Raw genomic sequence first — 22,806 nt, 5'->3', positions numbered from 1 at the left:
TACGACTTCGGCATCCCCGAATTGCAAGACGGTATCGACTTTGCCATCGTGGCCATGGGCGTGTTCGGTTTTGCCGAAATCCTGGCCAACCTCGAGCAGAAAGAAAACCGCGTCGAACTCGAAGACAAGATCGGCTCGCTATACCCCAGCAGGCAGGAAATTCGAGAGTCCGTGCCGGCTATCATCCGTGGCACGGCCTTGGGTTCAATACTGGGGATTCTGCCTGGCGGCGGTTCGGTGCTGTCGGCCTTTGCGTCCTACACCCTGGAAAAGAAGATCTCCAAGGAACCGGAACGCTTCGGTAAGGGCCACCCGGCCGGTCTGGCAGGCCCCGAGTCGGCCAACAACGCCGGCGCGCAGGCGTCGTTCATCCCGCTGCTGACCCTGGGTATCCCGGGCAACGCCGTGATGGCGCTGATGGTTGGTGCCATGACTATCCACAACATTCAGCCCGGCCCGCAGGTCATGACCAGCCACCCGGAACTGTTCTGGGGTCTGGTTGCCTCGATGTGGATCGGTAACCTGATGCTGGTGGTGCTGAACCTGCCGCTGATCGGCGTGTGGGTCAAGCTGCTGAAGGTGCCCTACCGCATCCTGTTCCCGGCCATTCTGGTGTTCTGCACGATCGGGGTGTATTCGTTGAACTACAACACGTTCGACATCTTCATCACGGCGATCTTCGGTGTGGTGGGCTATATCTGGGCGAAACTGAAGTGCGAAGGCGCCCCGCTGCTGCTGGGCCTGGTGTTGGGCCCCATGATGGAAGAAAACTTCCGTCGCGCCCTGCTGCTGTCGCGTGGTGACTTCTTCACCTTTGTCGAACGTCCGCTGTCGGCATCGCTGCTGGGCGCCGCACTCATCTTGGTGGTGCTGGTCGCTCTGCCGTCGATTCGCAAAAAGCGTCAGGAAACCTTCGTCGAAGAAGGCTAAGGCCCGCTCTAAAGCCCGTCCATCAAGGTGGCGGGTATATTGGGAAAATCATGCCAGGCACCGAAAGGGCCTGGCTTTTTTTTACCACTAGAGGGCCGAGCGATCCGCTGATTGCGGTAACGTTCAGGTTTGCGCTTTTGACACACACAACCCGGAGACTCGGTATGGCATCCATCGGTTCCAAAGATTACGACAAGGTCGTATCCCAAAAAGTCGCTTTTCTTGGCTTGGGCGTTATGGGCTTTCCCATGGCAGGGCACTTGGCGAAAGCCGGTCATGAGGTGACGGTTTACAACCGCACCGAAGCCAAGGCCAAAGCCTGGGCGCAAGAGTTCGGCGGCAAGAGTGCCCCCACCCCGCGCGAAGCGGTCGCCGGCGCGCAAATCGTCTTTGCCTGCGTGGGTAACGACGACGATCTGCGCAGCGTGGTGCTAGGCGAAGACGGCGCTTATGCCGGTATGGCGCCAGGCGCGATTTTTGTCGATCACACCACCGCATCGGCTGACGTCGCGCGTGAGCTCTACGCCCAGGCGCGTGAACAACGCCTGCAATTCGTGGATGGCCCAGTGTCGGGCGGCCAGGCAGGGGCGGTCAATGGTGTGCTGACCGTGATGTGCGGCGGCGACCAGGAAGCATTCGACGTCGTCAAGCCGATCGCCCACGCCTACGGTCGCGCGGTTACCCGAGTGGGCGCCGCTGGCGCCGGCCAATTGGCCAAAATGGTGAACCAGGTCTGCATTGCCGGAATCGTACAGGGACTGTCCGAGGCCATTGCCTTTGGTAAAGCGGCCGACCTGGACATGAAGCTAGTGCTGGATGTCATCAGCAAAGGCGCTGCGCAAAGCTGGCAAATGGAAAACCGTGGTGGCACCATGGTCGACGACAAATTCGATTTCGGCTTTGCCGTGGACTGGATGCGCAAGGATCTGGGCCTCGTGTTGTCCGAAGCCCGAAATAATGGCGCCCGCCTGCCACTGACGGCATTGGTGGACCAGTTCTATGGCGATGTACAAAAGGCAGGTGGTGGCCGTTGGGATACCTCCAGCCTAATTACGCGCCTGCGAGACTGAGCTCACAACCCGCACTGAATCCGCCATGCAAGATCTGAACGACCTGTTTTATTTTTCTCAGGTAGTGGAGCACGGCGGTTTCAGTGCCGCGGCACGGGCACTGGACATCCCCAAGTCGCGCCTGTCCCGCCGCATTGCCCAACTAGAAGAATCGCTGGGCGTGCGGCTGTTGCAGCGCACGACGCGGCGTCTGCGCCTGACGCTAGCCGGCGAACGTTATCTGCATTATTGCCGAGAGATGACCGCCTCTGCACGCGCCGCGCAAGAGGCGATGCAGCAATTGCAATCGCAACCCTGCGGGCCTGTCGTCATTAGTTGCCCCATCTCTATCGCGCAACAAATGCTGGCGCCGCTCTTGCCCGAGTTTATGGACGCCTGGCCATCGGTATCCGTACAGGTGCTCGCGACCAACCGCCGTGTCGACCTGATTCGCGAAGGTGTCGATCTGGCGCTACGCGTACGCACGCGTCTGGATACGGATGCGGAACTGGTGGTAAGACATTTGGGCGAAGACGTCGGCACCCTCGTCGCAAGCCCTGCGTACCTGCAGCGCCACGGGACGCCCGCCACGCCACACGATCTGTCTGCACATGCCACGTTGAGTTTCAATGACCCGCAAACCGACGTACGTTGGCGCCTGCGCAATGAGACGCTCGGCGATGAAGTGCAGGTGTCGGTGCAAACGCGATTGTCCTGCAATGATTTCATCGTCCTGACCGAAGCGGCCGTGCGGGGTCGGGGGATCGCCTTGCTACCCAGCGTGGCCACGTACGAAGCGCTACGCCAGGGACAGTTGTTGCAGGTATTACCGGGATGGGGCTCGCCAACAGGTATTGTGCATTGCATCTACCCATCGCGCCGCGGAATGGCACCCGCCGTCCGGGCCCTCTTGGACTTTATTTCGGAACGGCTACCGGGTTTGTATGCCCGAACGAAAACCAGCGATCACGCTTGATGCTACGTGACCGTGCCATGGCTCGAACCAGCCTCGATGCCTCGAGGCATCGCCAGCGGCAACCACAGTACGGCCGCCAGCCCCACACCGCCCTGTGCATTGGGCTCGCCATCACGCAGCATAATGTCACCATCATTACGACGCGCATAAGCACGAGCAATGGATAACCCCAATCCTGACCCCGACGAGATCGAAGGACGCCCGGGCCCCAAGCGGTCGAATCGCGCAAACGCTCGGCCGCGTGACGCCGCATCAATGCCCGGGCCGTTATCAGAGACAGAGACCTCGGCCCGATCGCCCACCACCGCGGCGGCAACGGTAATCCGGGCGCCAACAGGCGCGTAATGAATCGCATTGTGCAGCAAATTTGCCAACGCCTCGTGCAGCTCGGCTTCGCTACCTAGCACCGGTAGCGTCAGCAAGGCCGACTCGCCAATCACTGCCGTCACACCCGAGCCCTCAATGGCCTCGGATGCACTTGGCATACCCGCTGCCACGTCCGCGACGTTGGCCGCCACCCAACCCAAATCCTGATGTTTTTCGTGCGACAGCGGCAAGTATTGCAGGACCACGTTGCGCGCGACCTCGCTCAAATCCAGCAACTGGCGAGTGGGCGCCTCGTTCTGACTGGCGTGTGCCAATGACAGCAACTGTTCAGTCAAGCGACGGGTGCGGCCCAACTGATCCACTATCGCGCGCAGCCCCTCTTGAGCGCGATTGTGGTCGGGTTCACGCAGGGCATATTGTGCCTGCGTGAGCATGATGGCCAGCGGGGTACGCAACTGATGCGAGGCGTCGGCCAAAAAGTGGGACTGTTCGTCCAGCACTCGTCGATGCCGCTCAATGTGGTAATTCACGGCCTCGACCAAGGGGACTACCTCGCTTGGCACACGCGAGGCGTCCAGCGACGTCATGTCGTCAGGTGAGCGGGTACGAATGTCGTTGCGCAACCGGGTCAGTGGCCGCAATGACCAGGCGACTCCCCACCACACCAGGATTGCCACCAATGCCAACATGCGTGCATCGCGCAATAACTCCTGACGTCGCGCGGCGCCTTCGGCCAGCAAACGGCGGCCGATGCTTTCGGCCACCAACACCAGTACCTGACGATGTTGTCCGCGGTAATACAAATCGCGCGCCACGGCTACCACCCGCACGGGATCGTCGCGATAAACGCTGTTAAAGAAAATCGGTGCGCCCCCTGACGTCGGCCAGGTGGGAGGCCTTGGCAATTCGGGCATACCCGCCAATGTCCGCCCAGTGCCAGGCACAGAGGTAGCGCCCTCCGGCATCGGCGGATCGATTTCCTCGATGCGGAAATATTTACGCAAACCCGCCTTGGACTCGAGAACGACCTGCGCATACACGGGGGTTGTCACGGCCAGCGTGCCATCGTCGGTGAATTCGATACTGCTTTCCAGCACCCGTGCCGGCTCTAGCAGCGCGCTATCGTAAGCCTCGTTGGTGATGGCGGCCAAGGTCCGGTAGTCGTTCCAGCTGTCGATAACCAACAGCAGAATCACCCCGGGCAGCAGCAAGGTGATCAACAGGGTACGTATGCCGATCATCGGCATACGAAAACGATCAGTGCTCGGCAGTTTCACTCGTGCTGCTTTCTAACATGTACCCTAGACCGCGCACGGTCACGATACGCACATCGCTGCCTGCCAGTTTCTTGCGCAATCGGTGCAACACGACCTCGATTGCATCCAGGCTGGACCCGCTATCCTGAGTGAAAACCTTGTCGAAGAGCTGGATCTTGTCGACCGGATAGCCACTGCGTGTGAGCAGCGCCACGAGCGTAGCGTGTTCGCGAGGCGTAAGCAGCAGCAACACGCCATCCAGCGTAAAAGCGCGGCTTTCCCCGTCATAAGAAAGGGAGCCGCATTGCAATCGCGGCTGCTGTCGACCCCGGCTGCGCCGCACCAGCGCCGCCACCCGGGCTTCGAGCTCCTCGAGGGCGAACGGCTTGGTCAGGAAGTCATCGGCGCCAAGATTGAGGCCGCGCACCCGGTCCTGCAATGCCCCCTGCGCCGTCAACAACAGGACGGGCGTGCGGTCGTCGCGACTGCGCATATCTCGCAGCACCACCAGCCCGTGCTTGTCAGGCAACCGCAAATCCATGACGATCGCGTCGTACTCGTGAGTGGTCATCAGCGCCTCGGCGCTACGCGCATCCGGCGCATGGTCGGGCGTGAACCCGCTTTGCGCAAGCGCCCGTACTAGCCACGATGCCATTTCGAGCTCGTCTTCAACCAACAATATGCGCATGGCCGTCAGGTTCGGCAGATAAATTGTCGCCCGCGCGTGCCGGGCCGTGGACCCGTTGGCGGAGATAGCGGGTTTCGTGCTGGCGCCGGAACAGGACGCTGGAGAGTTCGTTCAGGGCAAGGGTGTAGACTTCGCGCTTGAACTCGATCACCGCATCCAGTGGCACCCAGTATTGACTCCAACGCCAAGCGTCGAACTCCGGATGCGGCGTGGCGCGCAGACATACGTCGCAGTCACGCCCCACAAGGCGCAACAAAAACCAGATCTGCTTTTGACCTTTATAGTGCCCACGCCACTCACGCCGGACAAAGTGATCCGGCACGTTATAGCGCAGCCAATCGCGTGTGCGCCCCAAAATACGGACATGTTCAGGCTTTAAGCCTACTTCTTCGTGGAGCTCGCGATACATGGCCTGCACCGGACTTTCGCCGTATTTGATGCCGCCCTGTGGAAACTGCCATGCATGTTCCCGGATTCGCTTGCCCCAAAAGACCTCGTTTTTACTATTGACGAGAATAATGCCGACATTGGGACGGTAGCCTTCACGATCAAGCATGGCCACCCCCACCAAATTCAATACAATTACAGTCAATTATACGTATCCGTAGCCACCTATAACTATGCGCGCATCTACCTACCACTTAAACACGCTGAAAGAAGCCCCCTCCGAAGCCGAGGTCGTCAGCCACCAACTGATGACACGGGCCGGCATGATCCGCAAGTTAGCGGGCGGCATTTACACCTATATGCCCCTGGGTTTGAAGGTCATCCGCAAAATCGAGGCCATTGTCCGCGAAGAGATGAACGCGGCGGGAGGCATCGAATTATTGATGCCCATCGTCCAGCCCGCCGAGCTCTGGCAAGAATCCGGGCGCTGGGTGCAATATGGCCCCGAGCTGCTGCGCATGAAAGATCGCCATCAACGCGACTTTGTCTTGCAGCCCACCTCGGAAGAGGTCATTACCGATATCGCGCGCAACGAAATTCACAGCTATCGGCAATTGCCACTGAATTTCTATCACATCCAAACGAAATTCCGTGACGAACGTCGTCCGCGCTTCGGGCTCATGCGTGGCCGCGAATTCACCATGAAGGACGCCTACTCGTTCGACCGCGACGAGGCCTGCGCCCAGCAAAGCTACGACCGGATGTTTGACGCCTACATGCGTATCTTCAGCCGGTTGGGCCTGGAGTTCCGCGCCGTCGCGGCCGACACCGGGTCGATCGGCGGGTCGCGCAGCCATGAGTTCCAGGTCATTGCCGATACCGGCGAAGACCTGCTCGTGTACAACCCAGATTCCCAGTACGCGGCCAATATTGAGTTGGCCGAGGCGCCGGGCCTGCTGGCCGAGCGCGCCGCCGCCGTCCAGCCCCTGCAAGCCACCCCCACTCCCGGCGCCGCCAAGTGCGAAGACGTCGCCAAGCTGCTGGGGCTGCCCCTGGAGCGCACGCTGAAGTCCCTGGTCCTGGCCACCGAGCCCGAACCCGGCAAAGTCCAGATTTGGCTGCTGATGCTGCGCGGCGACCACGAGCTTAACGAAGTCAAAGTCGGCAAATTACCAGGGCTGTCGGACTTTCGCTTTGCCACAGAATCAGAGATCGTCGAGCATTTCGGCTGCAAACCCGGCTATCTGGGACCTATCGGCACGACACTGCCGGTACACGTCGTGGCAGACCGGACCGTCGCCAACATGGCTGACTTTGTCTGTGGCGCCAATCGCGAAGACTTTCATTACACCGGAGCCAACTGGGGACGCGACCTGCCCGAACCCGAGCTCGTGGCGGATCTGCGCAATGCGGTCGAAGGAGATCCGTCCCCGGATGGATCTGGTCACTTGAGGATCCAGCGCGGCATCGAAGTGGGCCACGTATTTTTCCTGGGTACCAAGTACTCCGAAGCCCTCAAGGCGACGTTCCTGGACGAAACCGGCAAGCCCGCGACCCTGCAGATGGGCTGCTACGGTATCGGCGTCACCCGAATCGCCGGCGCGGCGATCGAACAGAACCATGACGCTCGCGGGATCCTCTGGCCTCGCGCCATCGCCCCGTTTGAGGTCGTGATTTGCCCGGTAGGCTGGGGGAAAAATGAAACTGTTCGTAACCAAGCCGTAAAGCTTTATGACGAATTACGTGCCCGTGGTGTGGACGTCATCCTGGATGATCGTGACTCCCGGCCGGGGGTAATGTTCGCTGAATGGGAGCTGATAGGCGTGCCTTTGCGCGTAACAGTTGGAGAGCGCGGCCTCAAGGACGGTGTGGTGGAATTGCAAGCCCGTCACGAAAGTGACGCCGTAAAGATTCCGGTCGACTCAGCCCTGGCTCAGGTGCTGGACAAACTGGAAACGCTGTAGACTGCCCAGCCTGATAAGCCAGGTGTGCCCATAAGGCTGCTATTTCACTGTGATTGAATCGAATCTCACCGAATCCACCCTGAAAGTCCGTGTCTATTACGAAGACACGGACGCAGGTGGCGTGGTGTTTTATGCCAACTATTTGAAATTCCTGGAACGCGCCCGAACGGAATGGCTGCGCGAACTGGGCGTCGAGCAGTCGGCGTTGGCAGTCCAAGAGGGGCGGATGTTTGTCGTCCACTCGCTGGACATGACTTACCGCAAGCCCGCACGGCTCGATGATTTCATTACCATACGCAGCCGTATCACCCGAGTGGGCCGCGCGTCGATACATTTCGAACAACGTGCGGAACGTGACGGAGAACTGCTCGCTCATGGCAATATCCAAGTCTGCTGTGTCGATGCCGCGCAACTGCGTCCGGCGGCTTTACCAGCTATCGTACGTACTAAATTGGAATCCCTTCAGGAATAACCCATGCAAGTCACCAACGACATGTCGTTGCTTTCGCTGATCACGCAAGCCAGTATCCCCGTCCAGCTCATCATGTTGCTGTTGCTGGTCATATCCATCATGTCCTGGACATATATCTTTGCCAAGCGGCTGGCGATCAAGCGCGCTCACGCGCAAACCCGCCGCTTCGAAGATGATTTCTGGTCTGGCGGCGATCTGTCCATGTTGCAGCAGGCGGTCGCCAGCCGCCGCGACGAACAAGGCGCCCTGGCACGTATATTCGATGCCGGCATGACCGAATTCCTGAAAGCGCGTCGTACTCATGCCACTGGCGACGTCAACGCGATCCTCGACGGTCCGCGCCGCGCCATGCGTGCCGCCTACCAACGCGAGATGGACTCTCTCGAATCGCACCTGAACTTCCTGGCATCGGCCGGCTCGGTCAGCCCGTATATCGGCCTGCTGGGTACAGTGTGGGGCATCATGCACGCGTTCATTGGCCTGTCGAATATGCAGCAAGCCACGCTGGCCTCAGTCGCTCCCGGCATTGCCGAGGCCCTGATCGCCACGGCCATCGGCTTGTTCGCGGCGATTCCTGCCGTGGTGGCCTATAACCGCTATACGCACGACATCGACCGCTTGTCGATCCGCTTCGACAGTTTTGTCGATGAGTTCCTGAACATCCTTCAACGCCAGGTGCGCTGATGTCTTCGTTACGGTCGCACGGCCGCGCGGGCCGACGCATGAAGGCCGACATCAATGTGGTGCCCTACATTGATGTCATGCTCGTGTTGCTGGTGATTTTCATGGTCACCGCCCCCTTGATCACCCCAGGCTTGATCAACCTGCCCTCGGTCGGTCAGGCCTCGGAGGTACCCGCCACGCCGCTCGAAGTACAGATATCCGAAGACGGTCAACTCGCGCTTCGCATGCGCGAGGCCGGCGCCACCATGCAGGACATTCCGCGTGACCAGCTCGTTGACCAGGTCCGTCAGCGCATCACCGCCGAAACGCCCGTCGTGATCGCCGCCGACGGCAAAGTCCCCTACGAAACCGTGGTCAAGGTCATGGACGAGTTGCGCAGCAATGGCGTCACGCGCTTGGGTCTCCTGGTCGACCAGGGTCAGGGCGAGGCCGCTGCCCCGCCATCGACCCAACCCGTGCCAAAGGAAACCAAAAGGCGTTGACGCGCTAATTCGCGCCGCCTTTGCAACGCTTGCTTATGACTCCACCCCTTTTTCAACACGACAGCACCAAGCCACACTCGCCGGCGGCGCAGGATAATCGCAAGGCATTCGGCCTCGCGATCCTGGCGCACCTGCTGTTGCTGGTCGTCCTGATTTTTGGCGTCAGCTGGCGCACGGAACCGCCCGGCCCTGTTCAGGTAGAACTGTGGGCCGACGGCGATACGCCCAACTCCCGGCCACCTGAAGAGCAACCCGACGAGCCCGAGGTCAAACCGGAGCCCCAGCCTGAGCCGGAACCCGCGCCGGAGCCCCCTCCCGAGCCCGAGCCTGAGCCGGAACCCGCGCCGCCTGCTCCACCGCCCAAGCCGCCCGTAGTAGAGCAACCTCAACCCGACCCTGAAATCGCGTTGGAGGCTGCCCGCAAGAAACGTGAAGAGGAAGAAAAAGCGCGTTTGGCTGCTGAGGCCGCCGAGGAAAAGGCGCGTCTCGAAGAAGAGCGTAAACAGGCCGAACTGAAAGAAAAACAGCGCCTGGAGCAAGAACGCAAGGCGGCGGAGAAAGCCGCTGCCGAGAAAAAGGCTGCTGAGAAAAAGGCCGCCGAGAAGGCGGCTACTGAAAAAGCTGCTGCGGAAAAGGCGGCTGCTGAAAAAGCCGCTGCGGAGAAAAAAGCGGCCGAGAAGGCTGCCGCCGAGAAGAAAGCCGCTGCGGAAAAGGCGGCTGCTGAAAAGGCGGCTGCCGAGAAAGCTGCCGCCGAGAAGAAGGCTGCCGCAGCCAAAGCCGCTGCCGCCAAAAAGGCCGCCGCGGACAAGGCCTTGCGCGACGCCATGCGCGGCGATGCCCTGGGCGCCGCCGGCATCCCTGGCGGCACGGCCGATCGCAACCAGCAAGGCGGAGGCCGCGACTCTGGCTATGGCGCCAAGGTCCGTAGTTGTGTCCGCCCTGGCGTCGTATTTGATACCCCGCCTCGCAGTGGCTCATCTAACCCAACAGCACAATACCGGGTACAGTTGAGTTCGGACGGCAAGGTCAAGGGGCTTAACCTGACCAACTCGTCGGGCAACTCGGTTTTCGATCGTGCGGTCGAGACGGGTATCCGTCGCTGCAACCCGTTCCCCAAACCCTCGACAGGTGGGTATCCGCCTGTCATTGATGTCGTGTACCGTATGTATGACTGACAGGAGATTGCTGACTATGACTCCCGCCTCGAGCCGCCCCTTTCCCCTGGGGCTCGCGCGTGCCTATGGCACGCTATTCGCTTTGCTGACGGCAATCGCCCTGCTGATATGGCAGCCTGCTCACGCGCAATTACGCGTGGATATCTCGGGTACCGGGGCAACCCAATATCCGGTGGCGATCGCCGACTTTGCCGTCGATGACGTGCATGGCCGTGCCCTGGCCGAAGTCATTCGTGCCGACCTGACCCGCACCGGCCAATTCCGTCTGATCAATGCGGCGGGTGCTGGCCTGAATGTGGATTCAGCCATTGCCCACGACGATTGGCGTAACAAGGGTGCCGATTTCCTGGCGTATGGCAGCATCACCCGCGGCGCCGATGGGCGCTACGATGTCCGATACCGCCTGGCCGATACTGTCAAAAAAGGCCAATTGGACGGCGTCGCCTTTTCGGGTACCGAAAAAGAGCTGCGTCGTGTCGCCCACCAGATCGCCGACCGTATTTACGAGAAAATCACCGGTGTACGTGGTGTGTTTTCGACACGCATCGCCTACGTGCTCAAGCGTGGCAACACCTACGAGCTGCAAATTGCCGACGCTGACGGTCAAAATCCCCAAGTCGCCCTGCGCTCACGCGAACCCGTCATTTCGCCCTCCTGGTCGCCAGATGGCTCGAAACTGGCCTATGTAAGCTTCGAGTCCGGTAAGCCCGTGGTGTACGTACACACCCTGGCCAGCAGCAACCGCGTCCCCGTGGCGAACTTCAAGGGCAACAACAGTGCACCGGCCTGGTCGCCCGACGGTAGCCAGCTGGCGGTGGCCCTGACTCGCGATGGTTTGTCGCAAATTTACATCGTTAGCGCGAATGGAAGCACAAATGCGCGCCGTTTGACGCGTTCTCCGGGCATTGACACCGAACCCATCTTTACGCCCGATGGCGGTTCTATTATCTTTACCAGTGATCGCAGCGGTGGACCGCAAATTTATCAAACCAGCCTCAACGGAGGCGATGCCCGTCGGCTAACTTTTAACGGTAGTTACAACATTTCACCCCGAATTTCCCCCGACGGTTCGACGCTGCTGTACGTTTCCAGACGTGACGGCTCCTTCCGCATCGCCTCACTACAACTTGCCAGTGGCAACGAAACACTGCTAACTGATGGTCGTGACGATCAGTCGCCAAGCTTCGCTCCCAATGGCATGCAGATCCTCTACGCTGCGGTGCAAAACGGCCGTAGCGTATTGGCAGGTGTATCCAGTGATGGACGTGTGCGGCAGACGCTCTCGGTACTGAATGGGGAGGTCCGTGAACCCACGTGGGGCCCCTTTACCCGCTAGACACGCATGACCCTTCTTTGCAAAGGAAACATCATGAAGACGCGCATTATTAAAAGCTTCACTATCGCCGCCCTGGCTGCCACGCTGGCAGCTTGCAGTTCGGTACCATTAGATGACCAGTCTGCAGGCTCCACCACAGGTGGCGGCACTGGCAGTGGCTCGGCCTCGGGTCAGATCCTTGATCCGTTCAACCCGCAAAGCATCCTGGCGCAACAGCGCTCGGTGTACTTTGATTTCGACAGCTACTCGGTCCCCGAGCAGTATCGCAGCCTGGTCGAAACCCACGCCGGGTACTTGGCATCGCACCAACAGCAACGCGTGCAGATCCAGGGCAATACTGACGAACGCGGCGGCGCCGAATACAATTTGGCCTTGGGCCAACGTCGTGCCGACGCAGTACGTCGTACGATGACGCTGCTGGGCGCGACCGATGCTCAGATCGAAACCATCAGCTTCGGCAAGGAAAAACCCCGTGCCACGGGTTCCAGCGAAGCTGATTACGCGGAAAACCGCCGCGCCGATATCGAATATCAGCGTTAAGCTTTTCGCAGTAGCTCTGCCGCGCGTCGGAACGGTCAAGCGGCCGTTCCGGCGTTTTTGTTTTTTGGAATCTGGAATTTCTCATGCGCGCTAACGTCCTGCCTCTGCGTACCCTGATAGTGACGGCCATGCTGGCCTCTGCCGCTCCCGCCCTTGCTTTTGCCGATGACGAAGCACGACGGGCCATTCTGGACTTGCGCAAGCAAGTACAGGTGCAGAACGAACAGAACCAACGCGCACGCCTGCAATTGGCCGACCAAATGCAAGCAATGCAACAAGAAATTACTCAATTGCGCGAGCAATTAGAACTTGTGTCGCGCCAACAGCCGAGAGGGCAGGCAAGCCAGGGCGCCGCGAATCCGCCAGGCGCGACCGCGAGCGATCCAAACGAACAGGCGGCTTATGACGGCGCGCTGGATCAGTTCCGTCAGGCGCAATACAAGGACGCGTCGGAGTCATTGGCGGCGTTCCTCGCGCTGTACCCCAATAGCCAGTTGGCGCCTACGGCGAAGTTTTACCTGGGTAGCAGCCGCTATGCGATCAAGGATTACAAGGGTGCGATTGAGGAACTGAACGAGTTGGTTCAGCAATCGCCAAACGATGCGCGTGCACCGGATGCGCTGCTGGTGATCGCGGGTAGCCAGATCGAACTGAATAACCGGGCGGGCGCCAAGGCGTCTCTGGAGCGGATCGTCAAGACGTATCCGAATAGTCAGGCGGCGGATACGGCTAAGAATAGGCTGCAGTTGCTGCAGTAATTGCGTCTGTTGCTTTCTTGGCAGCGGGTTTAGAGCGTTTGCTGGCTTGTTGCGGGGATCTTTTCGCCGCGAGTCCCGGCCGCGAGCCCGTCAAGGCGGCACCGGCCAATTGGAAGGAGGGGAGCGCCCGCAGGGCGCACCGAGCGCCTGGTGGCGCGCTCGGGCCGACTGACTTGGCCGGTGCCGCCTTGACGGGCTCGCGGCCGGGACTCGCGGTGAAAAGACGCCCTTGCTTCAAACGACGAAAATCATCTATTGCGCGTGTTGGCGCTAGCTTGGGCTTGGACTTGGGGCCTGGGTTAGTGTTGCGTTGGTCAATTATTCGTTAGCGGGTGGAGACTACCAATAAAGCGCCGACTCCGATGACGATAAGGGCGATGCCCGCGAGTTCGCGGCGGCTGCTGTTGTGAGAGAAGACGCGGCGCGAGAGGAATTGGGCGAAGAGGACTTCGACTAGGCCCAGGGTGCGGACATTGGCGGCGGCGGTCAGGGCGAAGCCCAGGAACCAGCCTTGTGATGCGGTGGCGCCTAGTAGGCCGCCCCAGATTGAGGTGCGCCAAGCGGCGAGGCATGCCGTGAGCAGGGGCCGATTGAAGAGGATCATCCAGATAATGAGGATGAGGGTTTGGATGCCCAGGGACCATGCCAGGGTCCAGGTAGCTTGCAGGAAGAAACCACCGCTGTCGAGAGTCAGAATGGCGCCGCGAAAGCCGATGGCGGACAGGGCGAAGCAGGCGCCCGATACCAGGCCTAGTAAAGCGGGCCGCAGGCTCCCACGGCCGGTCGCGTTCGCGGGGTTGCCTGACATGAGGACAACCCCGAGGGTGGCCACCAGCACGGCGAGAATGCTGGGCAGTGACAGCGGATCGCCGAGCACGGCGAAGCCGAAGACCGCGACTTGAATAGGCTCTGTTTTCGTCCAGGCGGTGACAACGACGAACGAGCGCTCGCGCATGGCGGCCAGCATGAGGGCCGTGGCGGTGATCTGGGCGACGGCGCCGCCGATGACGAAAAGCAGGAATTCCGCACTGATACTGGGTGCGGGGCCACCGTCAATGGCGAAGACGACCGCCAGAAATAATAAGGCGAAGGGGAATCCGAACAGAAAGCGTACCTGCGTGGCGCCGAGGGTGCCTAGCGTGGCCGTCAGGCTGCGTTGCACGGCGTTGCGTCCGGCCTGGGCCGCGGCGGCGGCCAGCGTGGCCGGAATCCACAGCCATGTCCAATCCATCGAGGTGCTCATCGAATGTTGGGTGTGCGTAATGCCACGTCGGCGACGGGTGCGCCGGTCATGGAGGCGAGTTGTTGGGGACTCAGGCGGAATACGGCATGCGGATGACCGGCAGCGGCCCACAGGGTGTCGTATTGAAAGAGGTCTTCGTCGAGCAGCATGACGGGTTTGACCGCGTGCCCGATAGGACACACGCCACCGATCGCGTAGCCTGTCACGTCACGGACGAAACGGGCATCGGCTTTGCCGAGTTGCCCGACGATCCCTGCGACCTTGACCTCATCGACGCGATTCACGCCACTGGCGATCACCAGCACCGGGGCCTCGTCAGATAGACGGCGAAAGATGATGGATTTCGCGATTTGGGCAACCTCGCATCCCAGACCCTGCGCGGCCTCGGCCGAGGTGCGACCCGTTTGCGGCAAGATCACGATGGGATGTTCGTGGCCCAATGATTGCAGCAATTGGGCGACACGCTGTGCAGATTCGGGTAAAGCAGAGACAGATTCAGCTGACATGCTTGGCGATTCCGTGGAGTCGAACGCGTCACAACAGGTGACGCGGCGCGAGGACAGTGAGTGTAGCAGCGACGCCGGGGCCACAGACCTGAAACCAGGCGTATGCCAGGGAAAGGGGGCTACGGCTGCATGGTCTCTCATCATCGCCCAGTGAGCCGCCGGCGCATGCGACATTCACCATAAGCGCGCAGATTTTTCGGGCCTAGACCAAATTCACGAAAACAGCCACTCACCGAATACTCGACGGAACACATCAGAAATTACTGTCACTTATTACAATTTTAAGGGGCTATTTCAATGATGGGTCAAATACAGAGTCTGGCTTCCCGCATGTCCTACGCCATGGCGTCGATAGGCGAGCTCACTGAACCGCCGTTTTCCGCACAAGATATTTTTGATACGGTAGAGCTCGGTAATGCTACCGCCCTTCGGTTCATGCTGGACGAGAGTCAGTTCGATCTGACAACGGCCGATGAAACTAATGGGGAGACGATACTTCATCGGGCCATTTCACTCGGCCGTGATGAGATCACCGAGATGTTGTTGCAACTGGCCAATGACCATGATCCGAGGATGCTCAATGCTCAAGATCGGCAGGGATCCACCCCGTTAATGCATGCGGCGGTGAAACGGAATGTCGCGTTGATGAAAGCATTAATTGATATGCAGAGCAGGACAAACGGCGACGTGAATAGCGAGTTGGCAAAACGCGACGTCGTTGTTCAGGCCCTGATGTCAATCGAAGCTCAGCGCGATATATCCGAGACTTTTCAACAGATTTTTAAGTGCCCGCAAATCTACGCCTCAAACTCATATGTTGACGCTGAGTCGATCACCTCGTCCAACTTATCTTGCGTCAACAATGCGGTAGCGTGGCTACTCCAGCGTGACGCCCTCCGAGCAAATGACGTTGTCGCGGTGCTAGATTACGCAAAGCAATCGGACGATGAGCAGACCGCATTGGCCTTGACCGATCCTCGTACCCTGCTACGCTCCCTGGACCACCTGCCAGAGCGATCCGATGAGCAAATAACTGCGGTGCTGAAACGTTTTATCGACGCGGGGGCCAACGCTGCGGATTTGGTTTCGGCAGCAACGAGTCGGTGTATAAGCACCCCTGAGCACGTTGATTCCCTCAATCCGACGATGTGGTTTCGCCTACCCCAAGGACCCGACGACCTTGCTGTCCTTAGGCTGTTGATTTCCATGGGAGCACCGACCATCCCCGAACTAACGAAGCGAAACGACGCATTTGCCGACCCTGCATTATGGGGAGAAGAGGTGCGTGTCGATAGCAAGTTTATCGTGGAAAAGATGGTCAGCTTTGGCGTAGATACTCGCTTCGCAATGCAAGAAGTGCATAAGCTGACAAAACCAGAGGTCAATCTGCTTGCAAAGCATGAGCTAGAGCAAATACTCCATCAGCGAGTTTATGCATCCAAAGCAGAAAAAATATCAGCACTGCACGGCGTTCTTCTTGCAGGGGGATGGATTCACGCGGTTGCGCTGGCACGCAATATGGTGCAAACAGATGCATCGCTGGACGATCTGGAGGCTCTCATATTCGCCGGGCTGTCCAGCACTGATCTGCTAGCAGATCTAACTGTAAGTGTATATAGCCCCCGACGGAAGTACATGCCTCGTGAGCGACCCGCGCAGCTCATACTACAACTGATCCGTTCGGGGGCTGATGCTTTCTCCGCTACGACGAAGCTAGTCAAGGCTATCGAGCGTGAGTTCGAAGGAATCGAGTATGAGTGGCAGCGAATGGAAACCGAAGAAAATGCACAACAACTGATAACGGCCGCACGCCTCATGATGAGTGACGCGCTAAGAAATCTGCTGCAGGCGAAAGATTTGCCCAACGCAGATAAAGTCGCAGAACTTAAAAAATGGATCGGCAACAAGAGAGTAAAAAGTATTATGGACGAAATGTTGGTGTACGCGGTGAAGGATGGTCATTTAGCCACCATGAAGCTGATGGTTCTTGCGGGGGTGCCGGCTACCGGTGCATTCATCAGCCTGGCCAGAGAACTAGGCAACTGGGAGGAGAGCACTCACGCGCGTACGCGTGAACTGATCCGATTGGGAGCTGATTTTCGTCCAGCGATGGCGAAAATAGTGGAAAGGATTGAGGTTTACAAGAAAACACATCAACACGCGGACGCGGCACGAGAGGAAAAGGCCTTGCACCTGCTGGGGGTTGCCATCGCGTCGGAACTCGCACCCCCTAAGCCCGGCCTCACTCACTGAATGGCAAATCGGCCTCCGATCTGAAGAATATGTCGCGCCGGAGCGCTAGAATCACGGGCTTGAATCCTTCTGTGCCCGCCATGCGTTCCGAACCTCAACTGCCCCTGCAAACCGCCTATATCAACGACTATGCCATGACGTACACCGAGTACGGCCAAGGCACGCCCCTGGTCTTGGTGCATGGCTCGTTGTGCGACTGCCGGTATTGGAAATCCCAGATAGGGCCACTGGGACGATCTTTTCGTGTGCTGGCGCCCAGCCTGCGTCACTATTGGCCTCAAGAATGGAACGGAAGTCCGTTTTCCGTCGACCAGCACGTCGATGACCTATTGGCCTTTATTGAGACGGTCGGCGAAGGCGCGGCCCATGTGGTCGGTCACTCGCGTGGCGCGCGTGTGGCGCTGGAGGCGGCGTTGAGACAGCCCAGCCGTGTGCGTACGCTGACGCTGGCCGATCCTGGTTTGCCGATACCGCATCAACCTGCGGACGACCGCGGCGGCTTTCGCCAACGCTCCCTGGCAATGATTGATGCGGGCGACCTGGATGCCGGTTTGGCCCTGTTTGTCGACACCGTTTCGGGCCCTGATACCTGGCGCCGCATGGTGCCCTGGTTTCAGACCATGGTGCGCGACAACGCCACGACATTGCGCGGGCAGGTCTCTGAAATGCTCAATCCGCTGGGCCGCGAGCAAATCGAGAAACTGTCCATGCCGTTGCTCTTGATCGGCGGCGCGCTCAGCCCCGCCCCCTACCCTGCCGTACTGCAGATGCTGTCGGAATGGCTACCCTCGGCACACAAAGAAATCATCGTAGGCTCGTCGCACGGCATGAACCTGGGCAACCCTCGTGCCTTCAACAACGCCATAGAACAATTCCTGACCTGACACCGAGCCCCACCGTCATCGGACCCCTGATTGTGCTGGTCTCTCACCATCGCCCAGCGAGCCGCCGGTGCATGCGATATCCACCATAGCGCGCAGATTTTTCGGACCTAAACCAAACTCACGAAAACGGCCACTGACCGAATACTCGACGGAACACATCAGAGATTACTGCCACTTATTACAATTTTAAGGGGCTATTTCAATGATGGGTCAAATACAAAGTCTGGTTTCCCGCATGTCCTACGCCATGGCGTCGATAGGCGAGCTCACTGAACCGCCGTTTTCCGTACAAGATATTTTCGATGCAGTAGAGAGCGGTAATGCTGCCGCCCTGCGGATCATGCTGGACGAGGGTCAGTTCGATCTGACAACGGCCGATGAAACTAATGGGGAGACGATACTTCATCGGGCCATTTCACTCGGCCGTGATGAGATCACCGAGATGCTGTTGCAACTGGCCAATGAGCATGATCCGAGGATGCTGAATGCTCAAGATCGGCAGGGATCCACGCCGTTAATGCATGCGGCGGTGAAACGGAATGTCGCGTTGATGAAAGCATTAATTGATATGCAGGGCAAGACAAACGGCGACGTGAATAGCGATCTGGCAAAACGCGATGTCGTTGTTCAGACCTTGATGTCGATCGAAGCTCAGCACGATATACCCCGGACTTTCCGACGCGTCTTCAAGTGCCCACAAACTCACGCCTCAAACTCATATGTTGACGCTGAGGCGACCACCTCATATTGCGTCAACAATGCGGTAGCGTGGCTACTCCAGCGTGACGCCCTCCGAGCAAATGACGTTGTCGCGGCGCTAGATTACGCAAAGCAATCGGGCGATGAGCAGACCGCATTGGCCTTGACCGATCCTCGTACCCTGCTACGCTCCCTGGACCACCTGCCAGAGCGATCCGATGAGCAAATAACTGCGGTGCTGAAACGTTTTATCGACGCGGGGGCTAACGCTGCAGATTTGGTTTCGGCAGCGGCGAGTCGGTGTATAAGCACCCCTCAGCACATGGATTCCGCAAATCCGAAGATGTGGTTTCGCATCCCCCAAGGACCCGACGATCTTGCGGTCCTTAGGCTGTTGATTTCCGTGGGAGCACCGACCATCCCCGAACTAACGAAGCGGAATAGTGCGTTTGCCAGCTCCGCATTATGTCAACAAGGGGCGGACGTCGATGGCAAGTTTATCGTGGAGAAAATGATCAGTTTTGGCGTAGATACCCGCTTCGCAATGCAAGAACTGCATAGGCTGACAAAATCAGAGGTAAATTTGCTTGCAACTCATGAGCTAGAACAAATACTCCATCAGCGAGTTTATGCATCCAAAGAAGAAAAGATATCAGCACTGCAAGCCGTTGTTCTCGCAAGTGGAGAGGCCCCAGCGGTTGCGCTGGCCCGTGAGATGGTGCAAAAACGTGCACTGCCGGAAAGCTTGGAGGCTCTTATATTGGCCGGACTGTCCAGCACTGATCTGTTAATAGATCTAAGTATAAGTGCATCCCACTTCCCAGTGATGTGGGCGCCTCGTGCTCGGCTTTCGCAACTCATGCGACAACTAATCCAGTCGGGGACTGATCCTTTCTCCGCTGCGACGAAGCTATTCAAGACTGTCGAGGATAAGCGGGGACAAATGATGAACATAAGCACTAGACGAGAACGAAAATTTGCCGCGCGCCTCATAATGCGCGTTGCGCTAAAAAATGTCCTGGGGACGAAAGATTTATCCAGCACAGACAAAGTCGCAGAACTAAGAAAATGGACCGGCAACGAAAGCGTAAAAAAGGTTATGGGCGAACTGCTGCGGGAAGCAGTGGAGGCTAATCATTTAGCCACCATGAAACTGATGGCTCTTGCTGAGGTGCCGGCTACCGGTGCATTCATCAGCCTGGCCAGAGAACTAGGCAACTGGGAGGAGAGCACTCACGCGCGTACGCGTGAACTGATCCGACTGGGTGCTGATTTTCGTCCCGCGATGGCGCAACTGGTGGAAAATGTTGAAGGTTTCAGCAAAATTGGTAAGCACTCGGACGCGGCACGAGACCAAGAGGCCTTGCACCTGTTGGGGGTTGCCATCGCGTCGGAACTCGCACCCCCTAAGCCCGGCCTCACTCACTGAATGGTGAATCGGCCTGCGAACTGAGGAATATGTCGCGCCGGAGCGCTGGAATCACGGGCTTGAATCCTTCTGTGCCCACCATGCGTTCCGCACCTCAACTGCCCCTGCAAACCGCCGTCTGCGAGTTCCGAAGCCCCACAAATAAAGCCCCCACGCGGCGCCTTCGGCATGCTGCCCTCTCGACTCAACGCCCCCCACCGTGCGAAGCAATTACCTGCTCCGCCACCTGATTAGGCGTCTCGGCGTAATGCTTGAACTCCATCGAATAAGTCGCCCGCCCCTGCGTCAGGGACCGCAGCGTCGTGGAGTAGCCGAACATCTCGGATAGCGGCACCTCGGCGCGCACCAGTTTGCCACCCCCACCCGCGATATCCTCCATCCCCTGCACCATTCCTCGCCGGGATGACAAATCACCCATCACGTGCCCAGTGAAATCCTCGGGTGTTTCGACTTCCACTCGCATCATCGGTTCGAGCAGGACGGGCTTGGCGCGCCGCATCCCTTCTTTGAACGCCATCGAGCCTGCCATCCGAAAGGCATTTTCGTTAGAGTCAACATCGTGATAGGAACCGAACACCAGTGTCACTTTGACATCCACGACGGGATAACCCGCCAGCACACCGGTATTCAGGGTTTCGCGCACCCCGCGATCGACGGCCGGAATGTATTCGCGCGGGACAACACCGCCTTTGATTGCGTCAACGAACTCGTAACCGGCCCCGGGGGCTTGCGGCTCGAGTTTCAGGACCACGTGGCCATATTGTCCGCGTCCGCCCGATTGCTTGATGAACTTTCCTTCGACCTCGTCGCAGGTCTTGCGAATGGTTTCCCGATAGGCCACTTGGGGTTTACCGACCGTGGCTTCCACACCAAACTCGCGCTTCATGCGGTCGACCAGGATCTCCAGGTGTAATTCGCCCATGCCGGAAATAATGGTTTGACCCGACTCTTCGTCCGTGCGCACACGGAACGAAGGATCTTCCTGGGCCAGGCGACTGAGTGCCACGCCCATTTTTTCCTGATCTACTTTGGTCTTTGGCTCGACCGCCTGAGAAATCACCGGCTCTGGGAAAGTCATCCGCTCGAGGATGATGACATGCGCCGGATCGGTCAGCGTGTCGCCCGTCGTGACGTCTTTAATCCCCACTGCGGCGGCAATATCGCCAGCGTAGACCTCGCTGATCTCACGCCGCTCGTTCGCATGCATCTGCAACAGGCGACCCAGGCGTTCTTTCTTGTCCTTGAGCGGATTCAGCACGGAATCTCCGGACTTTACGACACCCGAATAGACACGGAAAAACACTAACTGGCCCACAAAGGGGTCTGTCATGATCTTGAACGCCAGCGCCGAAAAGGGCTCGGCGTCGTCAGGATGACGTTCAATTTCGCCATCTTTCTCGTCATGCCCCTTGATAGCAGGGACATCCACCGGCGACGGCAGATAGTCAATCACCGCATCCAGCATGGCCTGGACGCCCTTGTTTTTAAAGGCGCTACCGCACAGCATGGGCACGATTTCATTGGCAATGGTGCGCTGACGCAGGCCACGCTTGATATCGTCTTCGGACAGCGTTTCGCCCGCCAGGTATTTTTCCAAGAGGGGCTCGTCCGCCTCGGCTGCTTTTTCAACCATATGGTCGTGCCATTTTTTCGCCACCTCGACCAGCTCGGCGGGGATATCACGATATTCAAACCGCACGCCCTGGCTCGCGTCATCCCAAATAATGGCTTTCATCTTGACCAAATCGACCACGCCTTCGAAATGGTCTTCGGCCCCGACCGGGATCTGAATCGGCACCGCATCGCCTTTCAGGCGATCGACGATCTGCTGTTGCACACGGAAAAAATCCGCGCCGACACGATCCATTTTGTTTACGAAAGCGATACGCGGTACCGCGTATTTGTTTGCTTGCCGCCAGACCGTTTCAGACTGTGGCTGCACACCGCCCACCGCGTCATACACCATACATGCCCCGTCCAGCACCCGCATCGAGCGCTCGACCTCGATCGTGAAATCGACGTGTCCCGGGGTATCGATGATATTGATGCGGTGCTCGGGATAATTACCCGCCATGCCCCGCCAGAACGCCGTCGTCGCCGCCGACGTAATTGTGATGCCGCGCTCTTGCTCTTGCGCCATCCAGTCCATCACCGCAGCGCCGTTATGCACCTCACCCAGTTTATGAGTGATCCCGGTGTAGAAAAGAATGCGCTCGGTCGTCGTGGTCTTGCCCGCGTCGATGTGGGCACTGATACCAATATTGCGATACTGATCGATGCGCGTTTTGCGAGTCATGGCGTTTCCTGGTGGGTTCAATCCCGTCGCTTGACGCACGGCGACACGCCATGCGCCAAAAGCATATTACGCCTAAACGCGCCTATCTATCGATCAGAACCACCCCCTCACACCCGTGATCCGTGGTGGCATCGGTACACCATCAGTTGCCTGCGGCGCGCCTCCAGTCCGCTGCACGCGGTCACCGGCTTGCACCGCACCCTCGATACCCAAAATATGGCCGCCAGCGTGTGCGGTACCTAAAGACCCCGCAACCACAGCGGCCAACACGACGCGCACCAAAGTTCGGATACCCGAGGTCTGTTTACCGCGCGCCACACTAGTCTGTGCGACGGCAACGTGCGTCCCCGCAGCGCCGCACCACGCGAGTCGACATTCTTTATTCATCTGCTGCTCCGAAAAAACTCGGCGATCACCATCGCCGCCGAGTTGATCGGATACTCGCAGTCGTACCACCTTTACACGCCGGTTT

21 protein-coding genes are annotated in these 22,806 nt (G+C 58.8%); 14 read left to right on the top strand and 7 right to left on the bottom strand.

Features of this window, described 5'->3' with window-relative positions; translation table 11 throughout:
* The 3 genes from ACYVDM_RS03915 to ACYVDM_RS03905 form a co-directional block, all read left to right on the top strand.
* A partial coding sequence (locus tag ACYVDM_RS03915) for a tripartite tricarboxylate transporter permease (protein ID WP_460475314.1) occupies window positions 1-930 on the top strand: 930 nt, incomplete at its 5' end.
* Between the two features lie 164 nt (window positions 931-1,094).
* On the top strand, window positions 1,095-2,000 hold the full coding sequence (locus ACYVDM_RS03910) for an NAD(P)-dependent oxidoreductase (RefSeq protein ID WP_415792120.1): 906 nt from the start codon (window positions 1,095-1,097) through the stop codon (window positions 1,998-2,000).
* 25 nt (window positions 2,001-2,025) lie between these two features.
* On the top strand, window positions 2,026-2,955 hold the full coding sequence (locus ACYVDM_RS03905; RefSeq protein ID WP_415792121.1) for a LysR family transcriptional regulator: 930 nt from the start codon (window positions 2,026-2,028) through the stop codon (window positions 2,953-2,955).
* Window positions 2,956-2,957: 2 nt separating this feature from the next.
* On the opposite strand, the gene ACYVDM_RS03900 is transcribed toward ACYVDM_RS03905, so the two are convergent.
* From ACYVDM_RS03900 to ACYVDM_RS03890, 3 genes are read right to left on the bottom strand one after another with little or no spacing between them, the layout of a single operon-like run.
* On the bottom strand, window positions 2,958-4,523 hold the full coding sequence (locus tag ACYVDM_RS03900; protein ID WP_415792294.1) for a sensor histidine kinase: 1,566 nt from the start codon (window positions 4,521-4,523) through the stop codon (window positions 2,958-2,960).
* A gap of 16 nt (window positions 4,524-4,539) precedes the next feature.
* Window positions 4,540-5,226: a response regulator gene (locus ACYVDM_RS03895; RefSeq protein ID WP_415792122.1), complete on the bottom strand. Its 687-nt coding sequence runs from the start codon at window positions 5,224-5,226 to the stop codon at window positions 4,540-4,542.
* Window positions 5,207-5,782, bottom strand: a complete 576-nt coding sequence (locus ACYVDM_RS03890; protein ID WP_415792295.1) for an RNA pyrophosphohydrolase — start codon at window positions 5,780-5,782, stop codon at window positions 5,207-5,209. Before ACYVDM_RS03890 ends, ACYVDM_RS03895 begins: the two co-directional genes overlap by 20 nt.
* A gap of 64 nt (window positions 5,783-5,846) precedes the next feature.
* On the opposite strand from ACYVDM_RS03890, the gene ACYVDM_RS03885 reads away from it, so the two are divergent.
* The 8 genes from ACYVDM_RS03885 (at window position 5,847) to ybgF (ending at window position 13,024) form a co-directional block, all read left to right on the top strand.
* Window positions 5,847-7,577 (top strand): proline--tRNA ligase, encoded by a 1,731-nt coding sequence (locus ACYVDM_RS03885; RefSeq protein WP_415792123.1) that lies wholly within the window; start codon window positions 5,847-5,849, stop codon window positions 7,575-7,577.
* 49 nt (window positions 7,578-7,626) lie between these two features.
* A complete protein-coding gene (ybgC, locus tag ACYVDM_RS03880) occupies window positions 7,627-8,049 on the top strand; it encodes a tol-pal system-associated acyl-CoA thioesterase (protein ID WP_415792124.1) in 423 nt (140 codons plus the stop codon).
* Between the two features lie 3 nt (window positions 8,050-8,052).
* Window positions 8,053-8,733 (top strand): protein TolQ, encoded by a 681-nt coding sequence (gene tolQ, locus ACYVDM_RS03875; RefSeq protein ID WP_415792125.1) that lies wholly within the window; start codon window positions 8,053-8,055, stop codon window positions 8,731-8,733.
* Window positions 8,733-9,215, top strand: a complete 483-nt coding sequence (tolR, locus tag ACYVDM_RS03870; protein WP_415792126.1) for a protein TolR — start codon at window positions 8,733-8,735, stop codon at window positions 9,213-9,215. Before tolQ ends, tolR begins: the two co-directional genes overlap by 1 nt.
* A 35-nt stretch (window positions 9,216-9,250) precedes the next feature.
* The gene (gene tolA, locus ACYVDM_RS03865) at window positions 9,251-10,390 is read left to right on the top strand and encodes a cell envelope integrity protein TolA (protein WP_415792127.1); all 1,140 of its coding nucleotides are present in this window, start codon (window positions 9,251-9,253) and stop codon (window positions 10,388-10,390) included.
* 16 nt (window positions 10,391-10,406) lie between these two features.
* Complete coding sequence (tolB, locus tag ACYVDM_RS03860; protein ID WP_415792128.1) at window positions 10,407-11,726, top strand: Tol-Pal system beta propeller repeat protein TolB; 1,320 nt, start codon at window positions 10,407-10,409, stop codon at window positions 11,724-11,726.
* A gap of 33 nt (window positions 11,727-11,759) precedes the next feature.
* On the top strand, window positions 11,760-12,266 hold the full coding sequence (gene pal, locus ACYVDM_RS03855; RefSeq protein WP_415792129.1) for a peptidoglycan-associated lipoprotein Pal: 507 nt from the start codon (window positions 11,760-11,762) through the stop codon (window positions 12,264-12,266).
* An 83-nt stretch (window positions 12,267-12,349) separates the two neighbouring features.
* Window positions 12,350-13,024 (top strand): tol-pal system protein YbgF, encoded by a 675-nt coding sequence (gene ybgF, locus ACYVDM_RS03850; protein ID WP_415792130.1) that lies wholly within the window; start codon window positions 12,350-12,352, stop codon window positions 13,022-13,024.
* A 325-nt stretch (window positions 13,025-13,349) separates the two neighbouring features.
* Here ybgF and ACYVDM_RS03845 read toward each other — a convergent pair whose 3' ends face one another.
* Both ACYVDM_RS03845 and ACYVDM_RS03840 read right to left on the bottom strand, forming a co-directional pair.
* Window positions 13,350-14,255, bottom strand: coding sequence for an EamA family transporter (locus ACYVDM_RS03845; protein WP_415792131.1), 906 nt, complete (start codon window positions 14,253-14,255; stop codon window positions 13,350-13,352).
* 8 nt (window positions 14,256-14,263) lie between these two features.
* Window positions 14,264-14,773 (bottom strand): YbaK/EbsC family protein, encoded by a 510-nt coding sequence (locus ACYVDM_RS03840; RefSeq protein ID WP_415792132.1) that lies wholly within the window; start codon window positions 14,771-14,773, stop codon window positions 14,264-14,266.
* A gap of 330 nt (window positions 14,774-15,103) precedes the next feature.
* On the opposite strand from ACYVDM_RS03840, the gene ACYVDM_RS03835 reads away from it, so the two are divergent.
* The 3 genes from ACYVDM_RS03835 to ACYVDM_RS03825 all read left to right on the top strand — a co-directional run bounded on the left by ACYVDM_RS03835 (window position 15,104) and on the right by ACYVDM_RS03825 (window position 20,038).
* Window positions 15,104-17,026 carry an ankyrin repeat domain-containing protein gene (locus ACYVDM_RS03835; protein WP_415792133.1) on the top strand — a complete coding sequence of 641 codons (1,923 nt, stop codon included), beginning with the start codon at window positions 15,104-15,106 and terminating at the stop codon, window positions 17,024-17,026.
* 80 nt (window positions 17,027-17,106) lie between these two features.
* On the top strand, window positions 17,107-17,910 hold the full coding sequence (locus ACYVDM_RS03830) for an alpha/beta fold hydrolase (protein WP_415792134.1): 804 nt from the start codon (window positions 17,107-17,109) through the stop codon (window positions 17,908-17,910).
* A 235-nt stretch (window positions 17,911-18,145) separates the two neighbouring features.
* Window positions 18,146-20,038 carry an ankyrin repeat domain-containing protein gene (locus ACYVDM_RS03825; protein WP_415792135.1) on the top strand — a complete coding sequence of 631 codons (1,893 nt, stop codon included), beginning with the start codon at window positions 18,146-18,148 and terminating at the stop codon, window positions 20,036-20,038.
* A 184-nt stretch (window positions 20,039-20,222) separates the two neighbouring features.
* Here the strand turns inward: ACYVDM_RS03825 and fusA are convergent, their stop codons facing one another.
* Window positions 20,223-22,334, bottom strand: coding sequence for an elongation factor G (gene fusA, locus ACYVDM_RS03820; RefSeq protein ID WP_415792136.1), 2,112 nt, complete (start codon window positions 22,332-22,334; stop codon window positions 20,223-20,225).
* Between the two features lie 93 nt (window positions 22,335-22,427).
* Complete coding sequence (locus ACYVDM_RS03815; RefSeq protein WP_415792137.1) at window positions 22,428-22,721, bottom strand: hypothetical protein; 294 nt, start codon at window positions 22,719-22,721, stop codon at window positions 22,428-22,430.
* Window positions 22,722-22,806 lie beyond the last annotated feature (85 nt).

The sequence above is a fragment of the Bordetella tumulicola genome, assembly GCF_054779135.1.
Note: the sequence above shows the minus strand (reverse complement) of the source record. Positions and strands in the feature narration are given on the sequence as shown.

Excerpts from the sequence above, each read along its gene's own strand:
- ACYVDM_RS03910 (WP_415792120.1), top strand. The coding sequence starts at position 1,095 with ATGGCATCCATCGGTTCCAAAGATTACGACAAGGTCGTATCCCAAAAA.
- ACYVDM_RS03905 (WP_415792121.1), top strand. The coding sequence starts at position 2,026 with ATGCAAGATCTGAACGACCTGTTTTATTTTTCTCAGGTAGTGGAGCAC.
- ACYVDM_RS03900 (WP_415792294.1), bottom strand. The coding sequence starts at position 4,523 with ATGATCGGCATACGTACCCTGTTGATCACCTTGCTGCTGCCCGGGGTG.
- ACYVDM_RS03895 (WP_415792122.1), bottom strand. The coding sequence starts at position 5,226 with ATGCGCATATTGTTGGTTGAAGACGAGCTCGAAATGGCATCGTGGCTA.
- ACYVDM_RS03890 (WP_415792295.1), bottom strand. The coding sequence starts at position 5,782 with ATGCTTGATCGTGAAGGCTACCGTCCCAATGTCGGCATTATTCTCGTC.
- ACYVDM_RS03885 (WP_415792123.1), top strand. The coding sequence starts at position 5,847 with ATGCGCGCATCTACCTACCACTTAAACACGCTGAAAGAAGCCCCCTCC.
- tolQ (WP_415792125.1), top strand. The coding sequence starts at position 8,053 with ATGCAAGTCACCAACGACATGTCGTTGCTTTCGCTGATCACGCAAGCC.
- tolR (WP_415792126.1), top strand. The coding sequence starts at position 8,733 with ATGTCTTCGTTACGGTCGCACGGCCGCGCGGGCCGACGCATGAAGGCC.
- tolA (WP_415792127.1), top strand. The coding sequence starts at position 9,251 with ATGACTCCACCCCTTTTTCAACACGACAGCACCAAGCCACACTCGCCG.
- tolB (WP_415792128.1), top strand. The coding sequence starts at position 10,407 with ATGACTCCCGCCTCGAGCCGCCCCTTTCCCCTGGGGCTCGCGCGTGCC.
- pal (WP_415792129.1), top strand. The coding sequence starts at position 11,760 with ATGAAGACGCGCATTATTAAAAGCTTCACTATCGCCGCCCTGGCTGCC.
- ybgF (WP_415792130.1), top strand. The coding sequence starts at position 12,350 with ATGCGCGCTAACGTCCTGCCTCTGCGTACCCTGATAGTGACGGCCATG.
- ACYVDM_RS03845 (WP_415792131.1), bottom strand. The coding sequence starts at position 14,255 with ATGGATTGGACATGGCTGTGGATTCCGGCCACGCTGGCCGCCGCCGCG.
- ACYVDM_RS03840 (WP_415792132.1), bottom strand. The coding sequence starts at position 14,773 with ATGTCAGCTGAATCTGTCTCTGCTTTACCCGAATCTGCACAGCGTGTC.
- ACYVDM_RS03835 (WP_415792133.1), top strand. The coding sequence starts at position 15,104 with ATGTCCTACGCCATGGCGTCGATAGGCGAGCTCACTGAACCGCCGTTT.
- ACYVDM_RS03830 (WP_415792134.1), top strand. The coding sequence starts at position 17,107 with ATGCGTTCCGAACCTCAACTGCCCCTGCAAACCGCCTATATCAACGAC.
- ACYVDM_RS03825 (WP_415792135.1), top strand. The coding sequence starts at position 18,146 with ATGTCCTACGCCATGGCGTCGATAGGCGAGCTCACTGAACCGCCGTTT.
- fusA (WP_415792136.1), bottom strand. The coding sequence starts at position 22,334 with ATGACTCGCAAAACGCGCATCGATCAGTATCGCAATATTGGTATCAGT.
- ACYVDM_RS03815 (WP_415792137.1), bottom strand. The coding sequence starts at position 22,721 with ATGAATAAAGAATGTCGACTCGCGTGGTGCGGCGCTGCGGGGACGCAC.